At 60.5% G+C, this 25,253-nt stretch carries 19 protein-coding genes and 1 pseudogene; 17 read left to right on the top strand and 3 right to left on the bottom strand.

The window, feature by feature from the left end:
* The first annotated feature begins 7 nt into the window (after window positions 1–7).
* The 15 genes from pstB (at window position 8) to B0G52_RS02545 (ending at window position 17,847) form a co-directional block, all read left to right on the top strand.
* On the top strand, window positions 8–763 hold the full coding sequence (gene pstB, locus B0G52_RS02615; protein ID WP_233162283.1) for a phosphate ABC transporter ATP-binding protein PstB: 756 nt from the start codon (window positions 8–10) through the stop codon (window positions 761–763).
* Window positions 764–788: 25 nt separating this feature from the next.
* A complete protein-coding gene (gene phoU, locus B0G52_RS02610; protein WP_094042013.1) occupies window positions 789–1,448 on the top strand; it encodes a phosphate signaling complex protein PhoU in 660 nt (219 codons plus the stop codon).
* A 125-nt stretch (window positions 1,449–1,573) separates the two neighbouring features.
* The gene (locus tag B0G52_RS02605; protein ID WP_094041932.1) at window positions 1,574–2,929 is read left to right on the top strand and encodes a hypothetical protein; all 1,356 of its coding nucleotides are present in this window, start codon (window positions 1,574–1,576) and stop codon (window positions 2,927–2,929) included.
* A 122-nt stretch (window positions 2,930–3,051) separates the two neighbouring features.
* On the top strand, window positions 3,052–4,068 hold the full coding sequence (locus B0G52_RS02600) for an NAD-dependent epimerase/dehydratase family protein (RefSeq protein ID WP_094041931.1): 1,017 nt from the start codon (window positions 3,052–3,054) through the stop codon (window positions 4,066–4,068).
* 3 nt (window positions 4,069–4,071) lie between these two features.
* Window positions 4,072–5,139 carry a dihydrodipicolinate synthase family protein gene (locus B0G52_RS02595; RefSeq protein ID WP_094041930.1) on the top strand — a complete coding sequence of 356 codons (1,068 nt, stop codon included), beginning with the start codon at window positions 4,072–4,074 and terminating at the stop codon, window positions 5,137–5,139.
* A gap of 205 nt (window positions 5,140–5,344) precedes the next feature.
* Window positions 5,345–6,025: an L-serine ammonia-lyase, iron-sulfur-dependent subunit beta gene (sdaAB, locus tag B0G52_RS02590; RefSeq protein WP_094041929.1), complete on the top strand. Its 681-nt coding sequence runs from the start codon at window positions 5,345–5,347 to the stop codon at window positions 6,023–6,025.
* Window positions 6,022–6,930: an L-serine ammonia-lyase, iron-sulfur-dependent, subunit alpha gene (sdaAA, locus tag B0G52_RS02585; protein ID WP_094041928.1), complete on the top strand. Its 909-nt coding sequence runs from the start codon at window positions 6,022–6,024 to the stop codon at window positions 6,928–6,930. The genes sdaAB and sdaAA overlap by 4 nt, the downstream gene beginning before the upstream one ends.
* A complete protein-coding gene (locus tag B0G52_RS02580; RefSeq protein WP_094041927.1) occupies window positions 6,923–8,119 on the top strand; it encodes a M20 metallopeptidase family protein in 1,197 nt (398 codons plus the stop codon). Before sdaAA ends, B0G52_RS02580 begins: the two co-directional genes overlap by 8 nt.
* Before the next feature lie 254 nt (window positions 8,120–8,373).
* Window positions 8,374–10,677, top strand: a complete 2,304-nt coding sequence (locus tag B0G52_RS02575; protein ID WP_094041926.1) for a GGDEF domain-containing protein — start codon at window positions 8,374–8,376, stop codon at window positions 10,675–10,677.
* 70 nt (window positions 10,678–10,747) lie between these two features.
* Window positions 10,748–11,989, top strand: coding sequence for an EAL domain-containing protein (locus tag B0G52_RS02570; protein ID WP_143762502.1), 1,242 nt, complete (start codon window positions 10,748–10,750; stop codon window positions 11,987–11,989).
* A gap of 127 nt (window positions 11,990–12,116) precedes the next feature.
* Complete coding sequence (gene polA / locus B0G52_RS02565; RefSeq protein ID WP_094041924.1) at window positions 12,117–14,789, top strand: DNA polymerase I; 2,673 nt, start codon at window positions 12,117–12,119, stop codon at window positions 14,787–14,789.
* Between the two features lie 94 nt (window positions 14,790–14,883).
* A complete protein-coding gene (gene mutM / locus B0G52_RS02560; RefSeq protein ID WP_094041923.1) occupies window positions 14,884–15,813 on the top strand; it encodes a DNA-formamidopyrimidine glycosylase in 930 nt (309 codons plus the stop codon).
* Window positions 15,814–15,922: 109 nt separating this feature from the next.
* A complete protein-coding gene (gene ytaF, locus B0G52_RS02555) occupies window positions 15,923–16,597 on the top strand; it encodes a sporulation membrane protein YtaF (RefSeq protein WP_094042012.1) in 675 nt (224 codons plus the stop codon).
* Between the two features lie 87 nt (window positions 16,598–16,684).
* Window positions 16,685–17,281, top strand: coding sequence for a dephospho-CoA kinase (gene coaE / locus B0G52_RS02550; RefSeq protein WP_094041922.1), 597 nt, complete (start codon window positions 16,685–16,687; stop codon window positions 17,279–17,281).
* Complete coding sequence (locus B0G52_RS02545) at window positions 17,278–17,847, top strand: lytic transglycosylase domain-containing protein (protein ID WP_094041921.1); 570 nt, start codon at window positions 17,278–17,280, stop codon at window positions 17,845–17,847. The genes coaE and B0G52_RS02545 overlap by 4 nt, the downstream gene beginning before the upstream one ends.
* 91 nt (window positions 17,848–17,938) lie before the next feature.
* Here the strand turns inward: B0G52_RS02545 and B0G52_RS02540 are convergent, their stop codons facing one another.
* Window positions 17,939–18,151 carry an alpha/beta-type small acid-soluble spore protein gene (locus B0G52_RS02540; RefSeq protein ID WP_094041920.1) on the bottom strand — a complete coding sequence of 71 codons (213 nt, stop codon included), beginning with the start codon at window positions 18,149–18,151 and terminating at the stop codon, window positions 17,939–17,941.
* Window positions 18,152–18,261: 110 nt separating this feature from the next.
* On the opposite strand from B0G52_RS02540, the gene nrdR reads away from it, so the two are divergent.
* Window positions 18,262–18,723, top strand: coding sequence for a transcriptional regulator NrdR (gene nrdR, locus B0G52_RS02535; RefSeq protein WP_094041919.1), 462 nt, complete (start codon window positions 18,262–18,264; stop codon window positions 18,721–18,723).
* 102 nt (window positions 18,724–18,825) lie between these two features.
* On the opposite strand, the pseudogene B0G52_RS36070 reads toward nrdR, so the two are convergent.
* Together B0G52_RS36070 and B0G52_RS02525 are read right to left on the bottom strand one after the other, a co-directional pair.
* A pseudogene (locus B0G52_RS36070) lies at window positions 18,826–19,670 on the bottom strand (alpha/beta hydrolase).
* 89 nt (window positions 19,671–19,759) lie between these two features.
* On the bottom strand, window positions 19,760–20,512 hold the full coding sequence (locus B0G52_RS02525; protein WP_094041918.1) for a hypothetical protein: 753 nt from the start codon (window positions 20,510–20,512) through the stop codon (window positions 19,760–19,762).
* A gap of 180 nt (window positions 20,513–20,692) precedes the next feature.
* Here B0G52_RS02525 and B0G52_RS02520 point away from each other — a divergent pair, with 180 nt between their 5' ends.
* Entirely contained in the window at window positions 20,693–25,096 is a 4,404-nt protein-coding gene (locus tag B0G52_RS02520; RefSeq protein ID WP_094041917.1) for a DUF7507 domain-containing protein, read from the top strand.
* Window positions 25,097–25,253: the final 157 nt, after the last annotated feature.

Here is a 25,253-nt window from a genome sequence, read left to right as displayed (position 1 = left end):
AATGGCCATGAACTCCATTATCGAGATCAATGACTTGAACTTGTACTACGGAGATTTTCACGCTCTCAAGAGCGTCAACATGGAAATTCCGGAGAAGGCCATCACCGCGTTCATCGGGCCTTCCGGCTGCGGGAAGTCGACGCTGCTCCGCACGTTCAACCGGATGAACGATATGATCGCCGGCACGCGCATCGAAGGCAAAGTCGAGATCGCCGGCACGGACATCTACTCCGGGGACGTCGACGTGGAGACGCTTCGCAAGCGCGTCGGAATGGTGTTTCAGCAGCCGAATCCTTTTCCGAAGTCGATCTACGACAACGTGGCGTACGGACCGCGCCTGCACGGCATCAGCGACCGCAAGAAGCTGGACGAGATCGTGGAGACGAGCCTGCGCTCCGCCGCGCTGTGGAACGAAGTGAAGGATCATCTGAAGCGTTCCGCGGGCAGCATCTCCGGCGGTCAGCAGCAGCGGCTGTGCATCGCCCGCGCGCTCGCCGTCGAGCCGGACATTCTGCTCATGGACGAGGCGACTTCCGCGCTTGACCCGATCTCCACGCTCAAGATCGAGGAGCTGGCGCAGGAGCTGAAGGACCGATACACGATCGTCATGGTCACGCACAACATGCATCAGGCGGCCCGGGTATCGCAGCAGACGGTGTTCTTCCTCAACGGGGAAGTCGTCGAGTATTCGGAGACGGAGCGCTTGTTCTCCAATCCGACGGATCAGCGCACGGAAGATTATATTAGCGGACGGTTCGGTTGAACCTGCGGGAGGATGGATCGCAATGATGGTAAAAAGGCTGGAGTTCGATCATGGCTTGGAGGAAATTACCCAACTGCTGATCGAGATGGGCAATCGCGCCGAGACGGCGCTCACCGAATCGATGAACGCGTTGAAAAACGTGGACGTGGACACCGCCAAGCGGATCGTCAAGTCCGACTCCGAGCTGAACCAGCTGGAAGAGAAGGTGAGCGAGATCGGCGCGAAGCTGATCGCCACGCAGCAGCCGGTCGCCAAGGATTTGCGGCGTATTCTGATCGCGTTCAAAATTTCGAGCGATCTGGAGCGGATGGGCGATCTGGCCGTCGATATCGCCAAAGTCGTCATCCGGCTGGACGGACAGCCGCTCATCAAGCCGCTGCTCGATCTGCCGCGCATGGCCGACATCGTCGCGGTGATGATCCAGGAGTCGCTGCAATCGTACGTCGACGAGAACGTCGATCTCGCTTATAAGAGCGCCAAGGACGACGACCAGGTCGACGCGCTGTACTCGCAGATCATCCGCGAGCTGTTCTCGCTCATGGTCGAGAATCCGAAGACGGTCGGCCAGGCGATGCTGCTCAGCTTCGTCGGACGGTACATCGAGCGGATCGCCGACCACGCGACGAACATCGCCGAGAGCGTCGTCTATCTGATGACGGGCAAGCGCCCGGATTTGAACCAGTAGGACCGCCCGCCGCAAGCGGCGATTGACAGGCGGATGAAGTCTGTGCTATATAGGTTGGACAAACGGGAAACCGCCCTTTTGGGCGGTTTCTTTCGATTATGCCCGCAGTCGGAGGAGCTGTCGCCATGGATGACGTGTACGGTTCGGATAAAAAGAAGGGCATCTCTATCGGCATCATCGGCCCGGACGATTCGGTCAAGCGAATATTGAAGGTTCTGAAAGCATTCCCTTCCTTCGATCCGGTGCCGCGGCCGTACGAAGAAGAGGATGCCGCTCCGCGGCTGGCCGAAGAAATCGCGGACGGCGTGGAGGCGATTCTCGTATCGGGGCCGCTGCCCTATCGCCGAATCCGGGAGGAGGCGAACGTGAAGACGGCGCTGCATGCTGTGCCGCTCACCGATACGGGCTTCTACCGGGCGCTGGCCCGACTGAAGAACGCGCTGGGACCGGACAGGCGGCTGCGTCTGTCGATCGACACGCTCGGGGGGCAGATGGTCGGCAAGTTTCTGAAGGAGATCGGGGAATCCCGAGTCGAGGCGGACCACTACGGGGGATCGGTTTATCCGACCCGCGAGGAACTGATCGCGTTCCACCGGGAGCGGTACGAGTCCGGCGCGTGCGACGGGGCGTTGACCGCCGAAGGGTCGGTTGCGCGGGCGCTCGCGAAGCTCGGCGTTCCGAACGAATGGGTGATCCCGACCGACGAGAACATTACGGTCGCGCTGGAGCGCGCGCTGCTGTCGACGGAAACGCGCCAGAGCAAAGAAGCTCAGATCGTCGTCGGGCTGCTTAACGCAGATCACTTCGAGAAGCGGATTCACGGCCATTCGACCGAGCACGAGGTGCAGAAGTTCAAGCTGGACATCCACCGGATGCTGCTTGACTACGTGGAATCCCTCGACGGCTACCTGACCCCTCTCGGCGGGGACGAATATTTGTTTTTCACGACGCGGGGCATCTTCGAACGGGAAACGGGAGGCTACAAGACGATTCCGCTCGGCAAGCAGTCTTACCAGAAGTTCGGACTGTCGCTCAGCATCGGCATCGGGTTCGGACGTTCGGCCAACGAAGCGGGCACGCATGCGAGAGCCGCGCTGCGCAAAGCGAAGGAAGCGGGCGGGGATACGTGCTTTATCGTGCGCGAGGACAAGACGCTGATCGGCCCGCTGGCGATGGCGGATTCGCTGGAGCAGAACCTGTCGCTTACGGACGCGGAGCTGCTCGGAAGAGTCGAGAGCGCGGGCATGACGTCCGCTTACTTGAGCAAGCTGCTCTCCCAGACGGCCCGCACCGGGAGGACGGACTATATGGCGCACGAACTGGCCGCCCTGCTGAACGTGACCGTCAGAACCGCGCATCGGCTCCTGCTGCAGTGGATCGACCACGGACTCGTGCGGATCTCGGGCGTGGAGAAGGTTCCGAAAGGCCGCCCGCGGCAAATTTTTCGGCTGAGCTTCCTGGCGGATGAAGGCTGGAAGTAACGCATGCAGATGGGGACCGGAGTCGGTCCTTGCTTATTTATAGACGAATTAAAGATTTGTCTTTTAATAAAAGGGGGGATTATGATGGTCTTAATCTCGACAAGGGAAGGGAGAAACAACGAATGAGATCGATCGAAGAACTGGAGGCCAAGCTGGCCGAACCTTCGGAGGCGCTGATCAGAGGCGTTGCCGCTATCGAGGGCGACATTCTGCTGTTGGGCGTAGGGGGGAAGATGGGGCCGAGTCTGGCCAGACTGCTGATGAACGCGCTCAAGCGGGCAGGTAGGGGCAACCGGGTTATCGGTGCGTCGCGTTTCTCGGAGAAGGGGCTGCGGGAGCAGCTGGAGGCCGAGGGGATCGAGACGATCGCATGCGATTTGCTGAATGAAGAGCAATTGCAAAGCCTGCCGGACGTTCCGAACGTCATCTACATGGCCGGCAACAAGTTCGGCACGACGGGCAACGAATCGTTCACCTGGGCGATGAACGCGTACTTGCCGGGCAGAGTGGCGGAGAAGTACCGCGATTCGCGAATCGTCGTCTTCTCCTCGGGCAACGTCTATCCGTTCACGCCGGTCGGCTACGGGGGAGCGGACGAGTCGGTATCGCCATCGCCCGTCGGGGAATACGGCCAATCATGCTTGGGGCGCGAGCGTGTATTCGAGCATTTCTCCAAAGCTAATCGTACGAAAATGCTCATCTATCGGCTTAATTATGCGATCGACCTGCGCTACGGCGTACTGCTGGAGATCGCTTCGGCGGTGCAGGCCGGCAAACCGATCGACCTGACGATGGGACATGCGAACGTCATCTGGCAGGGGGACGCCAACGAGATCGCCATCCGCTCCCTGCTCGCTTGCGAAGCGCCGGCGCGTTTCCTGAACGTGACGGGGCCGGAGACGATGTCGATCCGCTGGGCCGCGGAGCAGTTCGGCAAACGGCTCGGGACGGAGCCGATATTCGCGGGAACCGAGTCTGACAACGCGCTGCTGAACAACGCGACGCAGTGCCATCAGCGGTTCGGTTATCCCCGCGTCTCGCTGCTGCAGATGATCGACTGGGTCGCCGAATGGGTGAAAGCCGGCGGAGCGACGCTGAACAAGCCGACGCATTTTCAGGAACGAAAGGGGAAATTCTGAGCGATGAGCGGGAAAAGGGAACTGACGTCCGAACAGAAACGGGCGCTGCATGACGGGCTGGTCATTCCGGCCCATCCGCTGGCGTTGGACGAGAACCGCCGTCTGGACGAGACGCGCCAGCGGGCGTTGAGCCGCTACTATATGGCATCGGGGGCGGGCGGCATCGCCGTTGGCGTGCATTCCACGCAGTTCGAGATTCGCGATTCTCGGCACGGGCTGTTCGAGAAGGTGCTGCGTCTGGCTTCCGAGGAAGTGGAGCGGGCGGGGCTGCAGCGTCCGTTTATCCGCGTCGCCGGCATATGCGGGCCGACGGAGCAGGCGGTGAACGAGGCTGTGACGGCCGCCGCGCTCGGCTACGATGCCGGTTTGCTCAGCATGGGCGGGCTGCAAGGTTGGACCGAAGCGGATATTCTGAAGCGTACGGAGAAGGTGGCGGAAGTGATGCCGGTCGTCGGCTTCTACCTGCAGCCTTCGGTCGGAGGCCGGACGTTCAGCTTCGACTTCTGGCGGGCGTTCGCCGATATTCCCGGCGTCGAAGCGATCAAGATGGCTCCGTTCAACCGCTACCAGACGATCGACGTCGTGCGCGCGGTCTGCTATTCCGGACGCAGGGACGACATCGCGCTGTATACGGGCAACGACGACAACATCGTCAACGACCTGCTGACCGTGTATAAGTTCCGCGTGGGCGACCGGGTCGTGGAGAAAAGAATCGTCGGCGGCTTGCTCGGACATTGGGCCGTCTGGACGAACAAGGCGGTCGAGCTGTTGGAAGAGATCAAGCGCGTGCGGGAACAAGGGAGCATTCCGCCGGAATGGCTGACCCGCAACGTTGAAGTGACCGACGCCAACGCGGCTTTCTTCGACCCGGCCCACGGCTTCGCGGGCTGCATTCCGGGCATTCACGAGGTGCTGCGCAGGCAGGGGCTGCTGCAAGGAACATGGTGTCTGAACCCTCATGAGGAGTTGTCGGAGGGGCAGAAGGAAGAGATCGACCGGGTGTACCGGGATTACCCGCATCTGAACGATGACATGTTCGTGCAGAGACATCTGTCCGAATGGCTATCTTGAAAGGTAGTTCAAAAAGTCCGCTTTTGATCACGAAGCCTCTCGGGAAGTGGATTCGACATCGAATCTTGAATTCAGCCGGTTCTTCCGGTACTCATGTAGGTATCTACCCTAAGCGATCGCTTCCTCATTCCCGGTCTTCATCCAATATTCTCGGTGCTGAAAACCGGACTTTTTGAACACAACTTAAAGGTCGTGAGAGGGTCTTATGCGATTTAAGGATGTTTTTTCGATCATTGGGCCGAGCATGATCGGCCCGTCCAGCTCGCACACGGCCGGGGCGGTCCGGATCGGAAGAGTGGCGCGCGAGCTGCTCGGCGAGCTGCCGGAGGAGGCCGAAGTCGTCTTCTACGGCTCGTTCGCCGCGACATATGGCGGGCATGGCACGGATGTAGCCGTCGTTGCCGGGCTGCTGCGGTTCGGCACCGACGACGAGCGGATTCCGGACGCTCTGCGGGAGGCTGCGGAGGCTGGCATGAAGGTGACGTTCCGAACGGGAGCGGGAGCGGCCGTTCATCCGAATACGCTGTCCGCGGAGCTGCGCGCGGGAGAGCGCTCGTGCCGGATGACCGGCTGCTCGATCGGCGGCGGCAATATCGAGGTCGTGGAGGCGAACGGCTTCGATCTGCGGTTTACCGCCGATTATCCGACGCTGATCGTTTTTCATGGAGACCGGCCCGGCGTGCTCGCGGACATGACGCGGCTGCTGAGCGCGGCGAACGTCAATATCGGCTGCATGGACGTCGATCGCAAGGGCAGGCTCGGGGAAGCGGCGACCGCGATCGAGACGGACGGGGGAATCCCGGGCGGCGTGCTGGCGGAGATTCGGAAGCTGCGGAGCGTGACCGGTTTAAGTTACATCGATCTGAATGGCGGTGCTGCCAGATGAGATTCCGCACTTTGAACGAGCTGGCCGAAATCGCTGTGCGCGACGGCAAGCCGATCTTCCGGGTGATGCTGGAGGATCAGGCGGCGGAGTCGGGACGGACGGCCGAGCGGGAATGGGAAAAGATGAAGCAGTACTACGGCATCATGAAAGAAGCCGTAAAGAAGGGGATCGCGTCGGAGGGAGGATCAAGAAGCGGTCTGACCGGAGGAGACGCGAAGCGGGCGTTCGAATACGCCCGCCAAGCGGACTCGTCGCTGGGCGGCGATGCGGGCGCGGCGATGGCCTACGCGCTCGCGGTGTCCGAAGTGAACGCGTCGATGGGGCGCATCGTCGCCACGCCGACCGCCGGCTCCTGCGGCGTCATTCCGGGCGTGTTCGTCAGCAGCCAGGAGCGGTTCGGCTGGACCGACGATCATATGGTCTGCGGGTTGTTCTGCGCCGGAGCCATCGGCTACGTCATCGCCAACAATTCTTTTATCTCTGGGGCGGAAGGCGGCTGCCAGGCGGAGATCGGCTCGGCGATCGGCATGGCGGCGGGCGCCCTGACGGAGCTGAAGGGCGGCAATCCGGCCCAGGTCGTGCACGCGGTCGGGCTCGCGCTGAAAAACACGCTGGGTCTCATCTGCGATCCGGTCGCGGGCCTGGTGGAAATTCCGTGCATCGTGCGCAACGGCTTCGGCGCGGTCAACGCATTGGCCGCTGCCGATATGGCGCTGGCGGGCGTCCGCAGCGTTATTCCGTCCGACGAAGTCATCCGAGTGATGCTTGAAGTCGGCAGCGCGATGCCGGATATGCACCGCGAGACGGCGAAGGGCGGATTGGCGCAGACGCCGACCGGAAGGAAGATCGCCGAGCGGCTTGCCGGAACTTCGGGGGAGCTGAAGGAAGGGGATAACGATGACTGAGGAATTGTTAGGCAGCCTGCGGGCGTCCGCCGCTGCGATCGAGGGAGAGCTGGTCGCGCTGCGCAGGAAGCTGCATGCGTATCCGGAGCTGAGCTTCGAGGAGGAGCGCACTTCCGCCGCCGTCGCCGAGTGGCTGGACGGCCTGGGTCTGGACGTCGTCCGGCGGGGTGTCGGCGGGCACGGCATCGTGGCCGAGTTGGCCGGGACCCGGCCCGGGCCGCGGATCGCGCTGCGCGCGGACATGGACGCGCTGCCGATTCAAGAGGAGAGCAGCTTGCCGTACGCTTCGCAGGTGCCGGGCGTCATGCATGCCTGCGGGCACGATGCCCATACGGCGATGTTGTGCGGCGCGGTTCGATTGCTGGCGAACCGGCGGGATCGGTTGGCGGGAAGCGTACGTTTCCTGTTCCAATCGGCGGAAGAAATCAACGCCGGGGCGAAGGCGATGATCGAGCAGGGGGCGCTGGATGGCGTGGACGAAATTTACGGGCTGCACAACTTGCCTACGTTGCCCGCAAGCCAAACCGGCACCCGCTTCGGAGCGCTGATGGGGTCCGTCGACCAGTTCGAGCTGACCGTGACGGGCCGGGGCGGTCATGGCGCGCTGCCGGAGCAATGCGTTGATCCTGTCGTCGCGGCTTCGGCGATCGTCATGGCGCTGCAGACGGCGGTCAGCCGCGAACTGTCCCCGTTCAGCCCGGCGGTGGTGACAGTGGGAAGCGTACACGGAGGCGCTTCGTACAATGTCATTCCGGAACGGGTGGAGCTTGCCGGGACGGTACGGACGTTCTCCGCCGATATTCAGGAGCAGATGCCCGAGCGGCTGCGCAGGCTGATCGAGCGTACTGCGCAGGCTTATCGGTGCGAGGCGGAGCTTCGCTACATCCGCCACGTCCCGGTGCTGGTCAACGACGACGCTTGCGTCCGCCATGCGGAGGCGGCGATCGACGCCGTCCTCGGCCGGGCCAACCGGATCGAGGCGCCCCCGGTGCTGGCGGGTGAGGACTTCTCCGTCTACCTGCAGCGCGTGCCGGGCTGCTTCTTCTGGCTCGGCTCGGGTCCGAAGACCGGCGCGGAGCGGGCGTACGGGCTGCATCATCCCCGGTATACGCTGAACGAGGACTGCTTGCCGGACGGCGCGGCCGTGCTGGCTGCGATCGCGCTCGGCAGATTGGGCGTGAGCTCATGACGGCGAAGCCGCTGCGAATCGGCATGATCGGGCTGGATACTTGAACTGTGCATGAGGATGTAAAGTCGCGTTATCGAGGAGCCGCGTCGCGTACCGGCTCTTTTTCTATGGTTCGGAGCAGGCGAATACGCGTTTCTTGACGCAAATTTACAATCGGATAACAAAAAACGGAGCTGAAGCTAATGGTGCCGTGTTAATTTTGAAGAAAATAACGGATCTCGCAACCAGAGAAACGTCGGGCGGAGGTTGGCGACATGATGGGGAACGAAGGATGGTTGGACCGGAGCATTTTGCGGCATTGGCGGAGCAAGGACGGAACTCCCGGGCATTGCGGGCTGTTCGTCGTGCGATGGGAAGCCGATCCGGAGCAGCCGGGCAGTTCTCCGCTGCGCGTCGCCCGCTTGCTGAGCGCGATCGGGCTGCGTCTGTCGAAGCTGTCGGACTCGGTAAGGGGCTGGACGCTGGCCGGCGACGACTTGATTCTGGCCGCGTCGTTTGCGCCGGAGGAGAACGACGACCGGACGTCCGGCGACGTGTCCTCGGGCAGGATGGCGTTCCTCATCCGGGACACGGCGCAGCGCCTGCTGTTGGAATTCGGACAATCAGAGGCGATACGGCCGGGCGGAGGCATTCGGTGCGGCTTCGGATGGGTCGCAGGGCAAGACGGGCGGACGATCCCGCTGCCCGGCAGCCCGCGCGAATGGGAAAGCGCGCTGCTGGCCGCGTACGAAACGGCCCTGAAGCGGATGCTGTTCTCTCCCGCGCCCCTGATTCGGTTCCCTCTGGACGAATTGCGCGAATCGTTGTCCGGTTTCGAGTTCGAAGTGCGCTACTTGCCGATCGTCTCGCTGCTGGACGGATCGTTGTATGGGTACGAGGCCATTCCGGTCGGCGCGCGCGGAGGGGAGCGGATCGACCTGCGGGCTTTCTACGCTCAAGCCGACCAATCCGGCAAGCTGTTCGAATGGGACCGCCGCTTCCGGGAAGCGGCCATTCGGCGTTTGCCGTCCCGCAACGGGGACGTCAAGCTGTTCCTGCCCGTTCCGGCCAAAATCATTTACGATCCGCGGCTCTATCCCGGAAGCACGCTTCGCAGAATCGAGGCCGCGAATCTGCGGCCGGAGCACGTCGTGCTCGTCCTGATCGGCGGGGATAACGAATCGGCGGCGATGACGCGCTCCGCCTTGAAGCATTACCGGAATCAAGGCTTTCGCATCTCGATTCCGGGAATCCGTCCGGAGCTCGAATCGCTGCGCAAAATGACGGACTTGCACCCCGATTACGCTCGCCTGGACGTCGATTGGATTCGCGGGGAGACGCCTGATTCGGTGGAGGCGAGCCTGCTGCAGTCGCTGATCGCCCTGGCGCGCAAGGAGCAGATCGTCTTTATCGCCGGAGGGCTCGACCGCGAGCCCCTGTTGCCGGGCCTCGTCGCCAGCGGGATGCATTACGCGCAGGCGGAGAAGCTGGCCGAGGACGGGGGAGACGGCGATGCCGAACCGGACCGTCGGATCGCCGAGCTGCAAGCCCGCATTCGGGTCGAGGTCGGCAAGCGGTTCAAGGGGGCGGCGGGCACGATGGCCGTGCTCGCCAATCCGGTCAAGCAGTTCAGCCGCAATACGCACGTGTCCGAAGTGTCCCGTCACTTCGAGCTTCACCGCGAAGCTCAGGGCGTCGTCATCTCGGAGGGCGGCAAGCCGATCGGCTTATTAATGAAGGAGAAGCTGTTGCAGCTGCTGTCCGGTCAGTTCGGTTTGCCGCTCTACTGGAACAGGCCGGTAGGCAAAATCATGGACACTCACCCCGTCATCGTCGAAGAGTCGGTCACTGTGGACCAGGCGTCGCAGATGGCGATGGCCCGCGAGCCGGACAAGCTGTACGACGAGGTGATCATTACCCGGGACGGCCAGGTAACGGGAATCGCCTCGATCCGATCGATGCTGGAATGGGTGTCCCAAGCCCGGGTGAAGGACGCGCAGTGGGCGAACCCGCTGTCCGGGCTGCCGGGCAACGAGCCGATCCGCAGGGAGATGAACCGCAGGCTCGCGGAAGGCCGGCCGTTCGCGGTGCTGTACGCGGATTTGGATCACTTCAAGTGGTACAACGACCAGTTCGGTTTTCAGCGGGGAGACGACGTCATCCGCTATACGGCCGAGACGCTCATCCAAGTGTCCAGGGAACGGCCGAACGGGGATTGCTTCGTCGGCCATATCGGCGGCGACGACTTCATCGTGCTGTCGTCCGGCGTCGATGCGCTGGAAGCGGCGCAAGAGACGATCGCGAAGTTCGAGCAAGGGATCGGCGCGTACGCTTCGGCGCATTCCGGACCGGTATTCGATCGCTCGGGCCAGCCGCTCGAGGCGCCTGCTTTGTCTCTGTCCTTGTCCCTGATCCTGTGCCGGGCGACGGCGGGCTGGACGGCGGAGACGCTCTCGGAGAGGGCGGCGCTGCTTAAGAAGCAGGCGAAGCGGCAGCGGGGCAATTCGATCGCGTGGGAAGAACTCGGGGAGCGAGAGCCGGCGGAGCTGAAGCCGGAGATGGAATTAACCGGGCGTTAACGTAAATGAGGAATTGCGTTAACACAACCTTGCTACATTTATAATCGCGGTTATTTTCACGAGGAAGCTGGTGTTCAATCGTATGGCAACGTCCTGGTTCGGCATAGATCAACTCATCGATCGAATCGAACATCATCCTTCTATCGGTCTTATCGGCATCGATCTTTCCGAGTGGAGCGGCGGCTTGGCAACCAAGTTTAGAGAAGAAGGATTCGAGTGGGAGAACTGGCTCGCCAGATCGATGAACCGAAGCGACTTGTGGTTCGGAGACGTGGTGTCGGGACATCTCTGGCTATATGCCGGCATGCCGGCTTCTATGCGGGAAGACGAGGGAGATTCCTATTTGCGGGCGATGGCCAAGCGGGTCAGGGAAGCGATCGCCGCGGAATCGGTAGGGAAGGCCGGGCATACCCCGACGACTTCCGGCCAGAAGGAGCGGGGCATCGGTTACGCCAGCCTGCTGGGGCTTAAGTCGGACCCGATCAAGGACGTCGTCTACGACGGCGTCGTGAAGGCGACGGAGAGAATACGGGAATCGCTCAGCGGACATCGGGATTGGGAGCTTCGCTGCGAGTTGGAGCGCCTGCTCGCGGAGAGCAGCATCAAGAGCGTCTACCAGCCGATCGTGCGCCTGGGAGACGGAAGAGTATTCGGCTACGAAGCGTTGACGAGATGTCCGGAGGGCAGCCTGTTCGACGGTCCGCTCGCGCTGTTCAGATTCGCCGAGAAAAACCAGATGGCTCTCGCGTTGGATCGTCTCGCGAGGGAAACGGCGATCCGGCATTCTCCCGCATTGGGAGCCGTTCAGAAAATATTCATCAACGTGACGATGAGCATCATCAACGATCCCCATTTCGTATCCGGTCAGACGGTACGCTGGCTAAGCGAGAAGGGCATGTTCCCGGGCCAGGTCGTGTTCGAACTGACGGAGCGCAGCTCGATCGACGATTTCGAAGCGGCTAAGAAAATATTGGCGCATTACCGCAGCCAAGGATACGAAATCGCCATCGACGATGCGGGAGCCGGGTATTCTTCCTTGCAATCGATCGTGGAGCTGAGCCCCGACTATATTAAGGTAGACCGTTCGCTCGTCCGTCTCGCCGACAAGGACGAGATGAAGAAGCATATGCTGCGCACGTTCGTCCGCTTCGCGAAGAAGATGAACATCCGCACGGTCGCGGAAGGAATCGAACGGCCGGAAGAGCTGAGGCTTCTTCGCGCCATGGGATTCGATTTCGCGCAAGGTTATTTGATAGGCAGGCCGAGCGAGTTTCCCGCGGCCGCGAATTCGGGAGCCATCCCCAAAGTCTGACGACGGGGAGGGCTCTCTTTTCGTTCTCGCCGGGGTGCGGCCCGTTCCGCAGTTATGGTATGATGAGGCTATGTAGATGTTGTTGGACTTGCACATAAACCAAAGTCGGCGAGGTGGACGAACGGCCATGGCCAATGAAAAGGACAAGCTGGTCCTGATCGACGGGAACAGCATTATTAATCGCGCGTTTTACGCGCTGCCTCCGCTTACAAGCAGCAACGGGCTGCATACGAACGCCGTGCTCGGCTTTACGACGATGCTGCTGAAAGTATTGGAAGAGGAGAAGCCAAGCCATTTGCTCGTTGCCTTCGACGCGGGCAAAGTGACTTTCCGCCATGAGGGATACGCGGAATATAAAGGCGGAAGGCAGAAGACGCCTCCGGAGCTGTCGGAGCAATTTCCGCTGCTGAAGGAGTTGCTGGAAGCGTTCTCCATCTCCCAGTACGAGCTGGCGGGGTACGAGGCGGACGATATTATCGGAACGATGGCGAAGCAGGCGGAGGAGCAGGGCAAATCCGCGATTATCGTATCCGGGGACAAGGATATGCTCCAGCTCGCGACCGACCAGGTCAGCGTCTGGATTACGCGCAAGGGCGTCAGCGAAGTGGAACGGTTCACGCCGGAGGGCATCGGGGAGAAGTACGGGCTGACTCCCGCCCAGATCATCGATCTGAAGGGATTGATGGGCGACGCCAGCGACAACATTCCGGGCGTTCCCGGAGTCGGGGAGAAGACCGCGCTGAAGCTGCTGCACGAATTCGGCACGGTCGAAGGCGTATTGGAGCACGTCGAAGAAATCAAAGGCAAGCTGCGTGAAAATATCGAAGCGAACATGGAAAGCGCCAAGATGAGCAAGGAGCTGGCGACGATCTACCGCGAGGTTCCGGTCGACTATGCGCTCGACGACGTCGCCTGGAAGGGCTACGATCCGGCGACTCTGGCGGCGGCGTTCCGCAAGCTGGAGTTCAAGGCGCTGAGCGAACGGCTGAATCTGGGGGCGGCGGACGAAGCGCTGGAGCATCAGACGGCGGAGACCGCCTCCCGCTACGAAGTCGTCCAGGTCGACAAGGATGGCTGGGACGGCCTGTACGGCGCGCTTGCCGACGCGGAAGCGCTGCTGGTGGACGCGGCGGGCGACAACCCGCATCAGAGCGAAGGGATCGGACTGGCCATCGCGGCCGGCTCGACCTGCTATGTCGTTCCTTATGCCGCCTTGCCGGGAGCTGAGGCGGAGAAGCTCAGAGAGTGGCTCGCGGACGCCGGAACGCCGAAGACGAGCTACGATCTGCACCGCGTCGATCTTGTGCTGGCCCGCTCGGGAATCAAGCTGCAGGGCCATTCGTTCGACGTACAGCTGGCTGCCTATCTGCTCGACCCGACGGAGGCCGACCCGTCGCTGCACGGCTTGCTGCAGCGGTATGGACTCGATCCGATTCCGTCCGACGAAGCGGCGTACGGCAAGGGAGCCAAGTTCCGCGTTCCGGCGGCGGACGAGCTGGCCAAGCATTTGGCGGCGAAAGCCGATGCGGTGCGCCGCCTCAAGGAGCCGCTCGCCGAACAGCTCGAGAAGCTGGGCATGCACCGGCTCTACTACGAGCTGGAGCAGCCTCTGTCTGTCGTGCTGGCGGGCATGGAGAAGCAGGGCATTAAAGTGCGGCCGGAGGCGCTGCAGGAGCTGGGCGCGGAGTTCCAGCGCCGTCTCGAGGAGACGACGGACGCGATCTATGCCAGCGCCGGCTTCGAGTTCAACATCGGCTCGACGCGCCAGCTCGGAGAAGTGCTGTTCGAGCGGCTTCGTCTGCCCGTCGTGAAGAAGACGAAGACGGGCTATTCGACCGACGCGGAAGTGCTGGAGAAGCTGGAGCCCCATCACGAGATCGTCAAGCTGATTCTGCACTATCGCCAGCTTTCCAAGCTGCAATCGACCTATATCGAAGGTTTGTTGAAGGAAATCCGTCCGGAGACGGGCAAAATCCATACGTTCTACCGGCAGACGATCGCGGCGACGGGCAGGCTCTCGAGCCAATACCCGAACTTGCAAAACATTCCGATCCGTCTGGAGGAGGGCCGCCAAATCCGCAAAGCGTTCGTGCCGTCCGAGCCGGGCTGGACGATCGTCGCGGCCGACTACTCGCAGATCGAGCTGCGTGTGCTGGCGCATATCTCCGGAGACGACGGGCTGAAGGAAGCGTTCCTGAAGGAGATGGACATCCATACGAAGACGGCGATGGACGTGTTCGGAGTTCCGGCGGAACGGGTGGACGCCAACATGAGACGCCAGGCGAAAGCCGTCAACTTCGGCATCGTCTACGGCATCAGCGATTGGGGCTTGTCGCAGAACTTGAACATTACACGAGGAGAAGCCGCGGACTTCATCGAGCAATATTTCGTGGCGTTCCCGGGAGTGCGCCGCTATATGACCGAGATCGTGGAGCAGGCGAGGAAGGACGGCTACGTGACGACCTTGCTGGAGCGCCGCCGCTACTTGCCGGAAATCCGCCATTCCAATTTCAACCTGCGTTCCTTCGCGGAGCGTACCGCGATGAACACTCCGATCCAGGGCACCGCCGCGGACATTATCAAGCTGGCGATGATGCGGATGAGCGAGGAGCTGTCCGCTCGCGGATTGCGCAGCCGCATGCTGCTGCAGGTTCATGACGAATTGGTGTTCGAGGTGCCGGAGGATGAATTGGAGACGATGAAGAGCCTCGTGCCGGAGACGATGAAAAACGCGCTGAAGCTCGACGTGCCGCTGCTGGCAGAAGTCAGCGTAGGCTCGAACTGGTACGAAGCGAAGTAACGGGAGCAAGATAAGCCGAACCCATCCCTTTCGGAATGCAATGGGCTTCCCGCTTAAGGGGTTCGGCTTATATGTTGGAAGGAAGTGAAGAGAAATGCCGGAATTGCCCGAGGTAGAAACGGTGCGGCGCACCTTGAATCAATTGATCGCCGGGAAGACGATCGAGCTCGTGACGGTCAGCTTGCCGCGCATTTTGCAGAAGCCGGACGATCCGCAGGCGTTCGCCGCCATGCTGGAGGGAAGGACGTTTCAATCGGTGGAACGGCGGGGGAAGTTTCTGCGTCTCGTCCTGGACGGGCTGGTGCTGATCTCCCATCTGCGGATGGAAGGCCGCTACGGCCTGTACGGGAAAGACGATCCCGTCGAACTCCACACGCACGTCCGGTTTTCCTTCACGGACGGCACGGAGCTGCGCTACAAGGACGTTCGCCAATTCGGAACGATGCATCTGTTCGCGCCGGGGGACGAATGGACCGCCGCTCCGCTGAATAAACTGGGATTAGAGCCGCTGGACGAGAGCTTTACGTTGGACGAGTTCCGTCGAGCGCTTGTCCGCAGGACGACGAAGATTAAGCCACTGCTGCTTAATCAGGAGATCGTCGTCGGGCTGGGCAACATCTACGTGGACGAAGCGCTGCATGCCGCCGGCATTCACCCGGAGACGCCCGCAAGCGAGCTGAAGCGGAAGGAGCAGGAGAAGCTGCACGGCGCGATCGTCGCTACGCTCTCGGCCGCCGTGGATGCGGGAGGCTCCTCCATCAAATCGTACGTGAACGGCCAGGGCGAAATGGGGATGTTCCAGTTCAGCTTAAGGGCGTACGGCAGAACAGGCGAACCTTGCCCCGAATGCGGAACGCCGATCGAGAAGTCGGTCGTCGGCGGACGAGGCACGCACGTGTGTCCGAAATGCCAGAAGCCGCCTCGCGGCGGGAAATCGCCGACGTCAACGGACGACGCCGCGCCTGCATCGAAGCGGCCGCGAACCCATGCCGTGAAGCGGAGGCTGGACGGGGCGGAGCGATAGAAGCGCATTAAGCGGGGCATTGTCGCCGCCGCCTGCATAGGATGGAAGGTACCCGGCTTCCGGAACGGGAAGCGAGGGATCGCATCCATGCAGGGGGAAATGCGTTATGATGGCACCTGTCGCGTCGCTTCTGTTATTGTCTTTCGCGGTAAGTTTGGACGGTTTCGGCGTCGGAATGACTTACGGCGTCCGGAAAATCAAAATTCCCGTATCTTCCGTAGCGATTATTTCGGTTTGTTCCGGTCTGATCATTCTGCTCTCGATGATGGTCGGGGTCGCGATCACGCGATGGATTCCCCCGCAAGGGGCATCGGCCATAGGGGCGGTCATTCTGATCGGCATCGGCATGTGGGCGCTCATTCAATTTATCCGCAGCGGCGAACGGGACGAACGTGACGCCGGAGGCCGCGGGGGCGCGGAAGCAGGCGCGGCGGCGGACGCTCCTGTGCTTAAGATGGAGCTTAAAATATTCGGATTCATCATTCAAATTCTTCGCACGCCGTCGGCGGCCGACATGGACCGGTCGGGCACGATCAGCGCGGGAGAAGCGTTCCTGCTCGGGACGGCGCTGTCGCTGGACGCCTTCGGGGCGGGCATCGGCGCGGCCCTGGTCGGCTTTCCGCCCATGCTGACGGCGATTCTGATCGCCGCTTCGAGCGGATTGTTCCTCTGGTCCGGCACGAAGTTCGGACTGTGGGCGTCGCGCTGGCGCTGGGTTAAGCAGCTGTCCATGCTGCCGGGCATCATTTTGATCACGATGGGAATTTTCAAGCTGTTTGTATAAGACGGAGGTAAGGCCGGGTTCAAAGAGTTCGGTTCTCAGCGATCGGACTTTTTGAACCACTTTACTCAGATGTAAGGAAGAGGGCTTATGAACATAGGATTAACGGGAGGCATCGCCACCGGCAAAAGCACGGTCGCCAAGCTGCTCACGGAGCGCGGGGCGAACCTGATCGATCTGGACAAAGTCGCCCGGGAGGTCGTCGAGCCCGGGCAGCCAGCTTTGCTCGCGATCGCCGAGCGGTTCGGACAAGCCGTGCTCAAGCCGGACGGTTCGCTGGACCGCAAGAAGCTCGGCGCCGTCGTCTTCTCCGATCCGGAGGAGCGCAAGGCGCTCGAAGCGATTACGCATCCGGCCATTCGCGCCGTCATGAAGGAACGGATGGCGCGTTACGAGACGGAAGAGCCGGACAGGCCGGTCGTCGTTGACGTTCCGCTTCTGTACGAATCGAAGCTCGAAAGCTACTTCGAGCAGGTCATGGTCGTATACGTTCCCCGGGAGACGCAGCTTCGCCGGCTCATCGAACGAGACGGCCTGACGCCGGAGGAAGCCGGGAAGAGACTCGCCGCGCAGATGGACATCGAGGAGAAGAAGCGACGGGCGGACGCGCTTATCGACAATAGCGGAACGACCGAGGAGACGGACCGGCAGATTGAGCGCTTCTGGCGGGAAAAGGGGCTAGGATGAAGAGAAGGGTCAGGCGCAAGCGCTTCATCCTGATGTTGGTCGTTATCGTCCTTGGGGCGCTGTTCATCCGGTCGGATTGGCTGGGGAAGCGAATTTATCCGATTTCTTATCAAGATGAAATCAAGAGGAACGCGCAGCATTACGAACTGGATCCGCTTCTGATCGCCGCGATCATCCGCGTCGAATCGAACTATAGGCTGACGGCGGTCTCCCGGAAGGGAGCGGTCGGCATCATGCAGATTATGCCCGATACGGCGGAGTGGATTTTGAAGCAGGGCGATTTCGGCGATATTACGGTTAAGGATGCGGGATCTCAAGCTCACGCAGGCATCGCTCTCGGCTCCTGGTACGTGAAAGAGCTGAACCGGCAGTTCAAAGGCGATCTGATCAAATCGCTTGCCGCCTACAACGCCGGTCCCGGGAAGGTCAGATCTTGGCTGGAAAAAGGAGTATGGGACGGCGAAGAGCGGACGATTAGCGATATTCCTTACGGGGAGACTAGACATTACGTGCAGCGTGTGTTGTATTATTATAAGAAGTACCAGGATATTTACGAGACATTATAATTCATTGGGATAGCGCAAAAGGAAGCCTTGAAGCGTTCGCTTCAAAGCTTCCCGGTATTTAGTGCTTGCCACTGTCGATCATTCGTTCGGATTAACGGCCCGCCAGCTGTTGCTCGGCGATTTGCACCAAACGGCGGGTAATGTTACCCCCGATGGAACCGTTGTCCTTCGTCGTCATGTTACCTTGGTAACCATCTTGCGGGATGGCGATGCCAAGCTCTTGAGCCGCTTCGTATTTCAGTTGGTTCAGACCCGCTGTCGCTTGGGGAACGAGCAATGTATTGCTGCTGTTGTTCTGTGCCATGAATGTTCACCTCCTTGCGGTTGGTAACTGTATTATGTGCTTTATTCTACCGTTCATGTAAGGGAAGGCTTGGAAAATCATTCGTATTCGAAGGAGGCGAGATCGGCGACATGAAATGCCCTTATTGCGATTACAGCGGAACGAAAGTGTTGGACTCCCGTCCGGCCAACGATAACAAATCGATTCGCCGCCGTCGGGAGTGCGAGAAGTGCAGCCGTCGGTTTACGACTTTCGAGACGGTCGAGGAAACGCCGCTGATGGTGATCAAGAAGGACGGGAGCCGCGAGGAGTTCAGCAGGGACAAGGTGCTTAGAGGGCTGCTGCGGGCTTGCGAGAAACGGCCGGTATCCGTCGGGCAGCTCGAAGTCATCGTCTCCGACGTGGAGCGGGAAATTCGCAATACGGCATCGGCGGAAGTCGAGAGCCGGATTATCGGCGAGCTGTTGATGGAGCATATTTACCCCGTCGACGAGGTGGCATACGTCCGATTCGCGTCGGTATACCGCCAGTTCAAGGATATCAACATGTTCTTCAAAGAGCTGAACACGCTGATGAGCAAACACGGGATTTAGCGGCGTCCGAATTCCCGAATATACAAGCAAAACCGCCTTCGGCATCCTTAGGACGCCGAAGGCGGTTTTGTCGAAGACGGTTCAAGTAAGGGATAGCGGCTTTTATTTCTCATGACCGTAAAAGGCTTTCCTTAAAGCTTCTATTCTTCGGGATTTGCTTTCCAGCGTAATGCCGCTTTTTTCCTCCAAATCGTACCCGTGAACGGTGCCCTCCGTCCGATGAAGCTCGACGCCTACGCCGCTTCGGCGCAGCGCTTCCGCGTATTGGATGCCTTCGTCCCGCAAGCAGTCGTATTCCGCCACTTCGAGATAAGCGTCCGGCAGACCGTCCAGCGAAGCCGCCTCCATTGGAGAAGCATACTCCCTCGGGCCCTCCACGCCGTTTTTCAAATAAAGATCCCACATCTTTTTGTTCAGCTTGGCGTTCCACATCGGCGTATCCGTATATTGCCGCATCGACTCCGTCGTCTGCCGGGCATCCGTGACCGGATAGACGAGCAGTTGATAGCAAATGCCGGGAACAACTCCTTTGTCCCTTGCCATTAACGTAACGCCGGCGGCGATCGCTCCTCCAGCGCTGTCCCCTCCTACGGCGATCTTGCGGGGATCGATGCCGAGCGAGTCCGCGTTAGCAAGCGTCCATTCGAACGCGGCATAGCCGTCTTCCGCGCCGACGGGGAAAACATGCTTCGGAGCAATCTGTAATCGACGAACACGACTTTGCAAGGCGTTCTCAGAGCGTAATCGCAAACCAGCCGAATGTGGTAGTGCGCTTCCTTCAAAGCAAAAGCGCCGCCATGAAAATAAACGAGGCAAGGCGCGTTTTCTTGCAGGTTCGCTGGCTCGTAGAGGAACAGATCGATCAGGCCGTTCCGGTAGCCCTTGATCTGTTTTTTCGTAACGACGATGCCGTCCGGGAGCTTTAAACGGCTGTTGCTTCTCTGCATAAGTTTGTTCAGGAGCGGCAGCACAATCGGATAGAAAGGAAGCGTATTTTTCTCAAGCTTTTTGAAATCTTCGTGAATCGCGTATTTGCTCATCCGGGTTCGCTCCCTTCTATGGCTGCCAGTCGCTCCAGCCCGATGGCGCTGATCATCATTCGCTCTTTCCGGCTACCCAGCAGCTGCTGGGTCCAGTCGACCAGTCCGCCGTCTCCGATCGGCAGGGTCGATTCGCCGATGCGGGCGATAACGGTGAACTGAAAACCTTTGTAATAGACGAAATCATAAGACCCTCTGTCCCGACCGGATGCGGCCAGCGCGAAGAGACTGAAATGAGCGAGCATGCCGGGGGCTTGTTCGAAGCGCTGGGCTCGTACATGACGGTGGGTGGTGCTGTACCGGACGAAATGTTCCCGGTTGTCGAGCATTCCGGCTTGTAACCCGCCGGCGATATGCAGTGCAAGCGAATTGGTCGCGTCCGCCGTTACTTCCGTTCCCCGCAGGGCCGAGACGACTTTATTCTGATCCGACGAGGCCACGATGGAGCAACTGCCGAGAGGAGTGAGAGGGGATAGCTGAACGGGCTCGTAATCCAAGCCGCGGGCGACGGTCAGCGTATCCAGCTCAAGCTGTTTCAACCGAATGGCGTCAACCGCGGCAGGCTGAACGAAGCGGTTGGCCTCGTATCTCCTGAGCAAGTCCGCTGGGGAGGATGAGTTCGCTTTCTCCCGGAATACGTCGAGCAGCAGCGAATTCAAATCCGACGCGGAAAGCCGCCGGCTTAATCGCCCGACGGGGTCGTCCACGCCGAGCAAGCGGGCAAGTCTGGACCGAAAGCCGTTGTGCATGCGAACCCTCTCCACTCCGAAAGTTTGTTGCCGTTTTCCCCATTGTGCATGATCGGCGGAGGAAAATCCACAGTTTATATCGGATTGGCGGTCCGGTCTGCGGCTGCGTTCCGAATCGTAGTCGAATGCACGCGATCGATCGCTCATACAATGGAATAATGAGTTTGTAGGAGGGAGAGAATGGAACCTTGTCCATTTCAAGGACCCGGCAAGCAAAATCCGGTTAACGTCGGAGGGTACGACCTGTTCCGCCCGACGGAAGATAAGCAGCAGGACGGCTACTGGATCGGCTCGGGACAGTCGATTTTATTCGATGCGGGGTTAAATGAAGGAACGGGCGGAACGGTCGTTTACGAGGATTTGGCGCGGATTTCCAAAGGCGCGGCGCTGAACTCGGCGGAGGAGTGCGACTGCCACGTGACGGTGACGCTCGATCTGGAGGCCAAGCCCGCCACGTTCCAGTACTTCCCGCCGCATTCGCTCGACGTCGTGATCGTTCTCGATGTCACTTCGAGCATGATGACGTCGGGCAGCACCAAATTCGTTCAGGCGAAGCGGGCGATGGTCGACACGATCAACAAGTTCTGGGCGTCCAATCGCGACACGACGGTGACGATTATCCCTTATGCCCGAGACGCTTTCGTGCCGAATCCCGCGCCCGCAACCGGCTTTGGATACGACTACTTGGGCACGTTGTTTTCCTGGAAGCGCAGTTCTGCGCCCGGCCCTGCCAGTTACTACATTGGGCAAATTTTAGGCTATCGCAATCAATCGTTCGTAAGCGCCACGGCTCTGAACACCTTCGAAGCGCAGTCGCAGCCGCTTGCCGCCAGCGTGGAGCTCAGCCTGTACAGCTTTTATAATTTCTACAAGATCAGATACAGCGACGTTTATGACGCCTCGGGCAATCCTCTGCCCGATACGGTGCTGAGCACATACATCGCCAACGTATTCACGCCGAATCCGGCGGCTTACGTCAACAATCAGTTGGTCAAGGTGGCGGCGGGAACGCCCCTCACGCCCCAAGAAGCGACCTACAGCGTGAATCCGGATTTCGAGAACAACACGATTTTGCAAAACGCGATCTGGTCGATTCCTTACGGGGAGGATACGAACACCGAGGCCGGTCTGAAGGCCGCCTACGACTTGTTCAAGACGCCGGGATTCGCGCAGTCCGACGATATTTATCGGCGCGTCGTGCTGCTGATTACGGACGGTCAGGCGAATCGCTCCGACAACCCGCAATATCCGGGAGTGTACGCCGCCCCGGGAGATACGGACGCGCAGTTTTTTCCCGACGTCGGGGGGGATCCGTGGAAGTATTTTCTTTATTTGAAGCAGACGATGCCGACGCTGGTCGGGGAAGTGTCGAACCGGTCCGCGACGTTCGAGGAAATCATTCTGGCCTCGCAGAGGGGACAGGAGATTTCCAACAAGCTTAAAGCGCCGGGCGACGGCAATACGCTGCTGTTCGGGCTGGGCATCGACATCAACGCGCAAAATCCGGGACCGTACACCAGGCAGAACGTGCTCGATTTGATGAGGAGCTGGGTGAGCGCGCCGTCGTTTTTCCGGGAATCCAATACGTCCGACCCGGATTCGCAAATCGCGGAGACGCTGGCCAGACTCGTTCAGGATATTTTTCAATTGTCCGCAGGCAGCCGGCTGGTCGTTCACGACCGTATCAACACGGCTTTGTTCCGGTACGTTCCGGGGTCGATTCGCATCTCGGGCGTCAGAGACGGGCTTCTGCTCAAATCTCCCAATCAACCCGACATCATCGACCCGAGCGATCCGAATTATACGGTCTATCCGAAAGCTCCGCTGCTGCCCGACGTGGACGACAATACATTCGTCGACGGGGGCTTCGTCCTCGATCTGGGGACGATGCCGCTTGGTCTGCTGACCCAGGATAGCCGAACGTCGGTTACGATTACGTATGAGATCGAATCCAACCGGCTGGCCAACGGCGATCATCTGCATACGAATACGGACGATCAGACTTACGCGGCGTTCACCGAGCCCAATCATCTCGAGGCGTCCACGTCCGCGATCGATTACTCGGCTCCGGTTCGCAACCTGTTGTTCCATACGCCGATCGTCGCCTGCTCGTGCGCTCCGACGCCGGGCTTGAGCGTGGAGAAGTTCGTGGACCGCACTTCCGCCGCCCCGGGAGATCGGGTCAACTATACGATCATCGTCCACAATACCGGCACCTTGCGGCTCGTCAACGTCCACGTAACCGATGCCCGGCTCGGACTGGACTTCACGATTCCGGCCATCGAACCGCTGACATCGTATACCGAGTCGGTCGCGTATACGATCCCGCCCGGAACGCCTCCGGGAGCGCTTGTCAACACGGTGTTCGCTTCGAACGAGCTGTTCCCCGATCCGCTGAACGCGTCCGCCGTCGTCAACGTCTCCGAATCCCCGTCGCTGGTGCTGACCAAGTCGGTCGACAAGCGTCAGGCGAGGCCGGGCGAGACGGTCGTTTTCACGATCACGGTAACGAACAACGGGAACGTTCCGATTGAGAACGCACGATTCGTAGACGAACTTCTGGGCATCTCGACGACGATCGAGTCCATTGCCGCAGGGGCGACCCTTTCCGCGGATCTGCCCTACGTCATCCCGGACGACGCCGCGATCGGCTCGACGATCGTCAACGTCGCCGTACTGACGACCGCGGAGCTGCCTCCGCTTACGGCAGCCGTTTCCGTCGAGGTGCTCGCGCAGCCTCGATTGTCTCTGACGAAGACGGTCGATCGCAAGCAGACGGCTCCGGGGACGACGATCCAGTTCACGCTGACGGTGACGAATACGGGCAGCATGCCGCTCACGAACGTTCGCGTCTCCGACCCGACGCTCGCGCTGGATACGACGATTCCGAGCCTGCTCCCGGGGGAGAGCGTCGTCATTCCGCAGCCGTTTAACGTTCCGCTTGAGACGCCGCCGACTGTGTATACGAATACGGTAACGGCGACTTCCGATCAGACGACGCCGGTGACGGCCACGGAACAAGTCGAAGTGCTCGCGCAGCCGGCTCTCGGCATACGCAAAGTCGTCGATCGGCCGACCGCCTCGCACGGAGAAGCGGTTCAATATACGATCCAGGTCGCCAACTTCGGCAACGTTCCGCTGGTCGGCATTCGGCTGACGGACGAAGTGCTGGGCGTCGATCTGCAGATCGAGGGGCTGGAGATCGGGGAAATCTGGACCCGCGAATTCAGCTATACGGTTCCGTCGACCGCCGTCATCGGAAGCCGGATCGTCAACCGCGCGACGGCTTCCAATTCCGCGACGGGCACCGTGGAAGCGACTGCGACCATTACGGTCGTCGGAACCGGACTGAGCATAGCGAAGACTGTATCCCCGGCGTTCGGGGCTCCCGGAGAGATTGTGACGTATACGCTGACGGTAACGAACTTGCTTAACGTCGCGCAGACGAACGTCGTTCTGACGGACACATTGCTCGGACTGAACGAAACTGTGCCGGTGTTGGGGCCGGGCCAGTCGATCGTGAGGAACGGTCCGTTCGTCTTGCCGGACGTGCCGGAAGGAACGGTTCTGCCGAACGTCTTCTCCAGCGCGTCCGACCAGTCGGGCGTACAGAGCACGGAAGCGAAGGTGCTCGTTCAGCGCGAGCTTACCGACGCCGCGCTTCGCGTGACGAAGTCGGCAAGCGCCAATCTCGCTCCGCTCGGCAGCCTGATCGAATATACCGTGACGGTCACGAACGTCGGAGCCGGGGCGGCGACGAACATCGACGTCAGGGATTCGCTGACGGGAACCGCGGCCTTCATCCCGTTCCTTGCTCCGGGCGCATCGGAAACGGTCGTGTTCTTCTACGCCATTCCTGATTCGCTGCCCGGCAGCCCGATCGTCACGAATCGGGTCGTCGCGACCTCGCCGCAGACGAACCCGGCGTCGGCCGAAGCGAGCGTAAGGGTCGGAGTACCGCACCACCTGCTGCATTTGACCAACGTCGTCGATAAACCTGTCGTGCCGCCAGGCACTACCGTTCATTTTACGTTTACGGTGACGAACCAGTCGCCCTTCATTTTGCACGACGTGCGCGTGTTCGGGGAGATCACCGGATTCGAGACGATCATTCCCGTGCTTCTGCCGGGGGAAAGCCGCGCGTTCGTCGTTCCGTTCGTCGTGCCCACGGACGCGATCAGCGGCATGGTGTTCGTGGAGACGGCTTCGGCCTTCTCGCTGGAAACGCCGTTCCAGCAAGCGCCCGCTTCGGTCATTCCGGTCGTGAACGCCGATTTCACGCTCTCGGAGACGGTCGACAAGCCGGTGGTGCCTCCTCAGACGCGCGTTCATTTTACGATTCAGACGACCAATGTCGGCAACGCGGATCTGATCAACTTCAGAGTTTTCGCTTCTCTGTTGAGTCTGAGAGTGCGAGTTGTGCGCTTCCCGATCGGCGCGACGTTAAGAGGCCGGTTTCCGTTCGATACGCCGGATACGGATGAAGAGATCGTCATCCCGAGCCCGGTTACCGCTGAAGCCGACAACGCGGGACCGAAGCGGGTGGAGGTGTCCGTGCGCGTTATTCCGGAAGACGAAGAGTAGGGCGGGGACGTTAGGGCGAACAGTTCGAAACCGCTGGCGCGGCCGGCTTCCGATCGGGAGCTGGCCGCCTCTTTTCGTTCCAATGAACGGTCGCCGCAAGGTACAAATTTTTGTTGCAAAAGACGTTGACAACCCTCCCGAGCCTGTGATAAACTCA

This window comes from Cohnella sp. SGD-V74, from assembly GCF_003001675.1.
Lineage (GTDB): Bacteria > Bacillota > Bacilli > Paenibacillales > Paenibacillaceae > Cohnella.
Note: the sequence above shows the minus strand (reverse complement) of the source record. Positions and strands in the feature narration are given on the sequence as shown.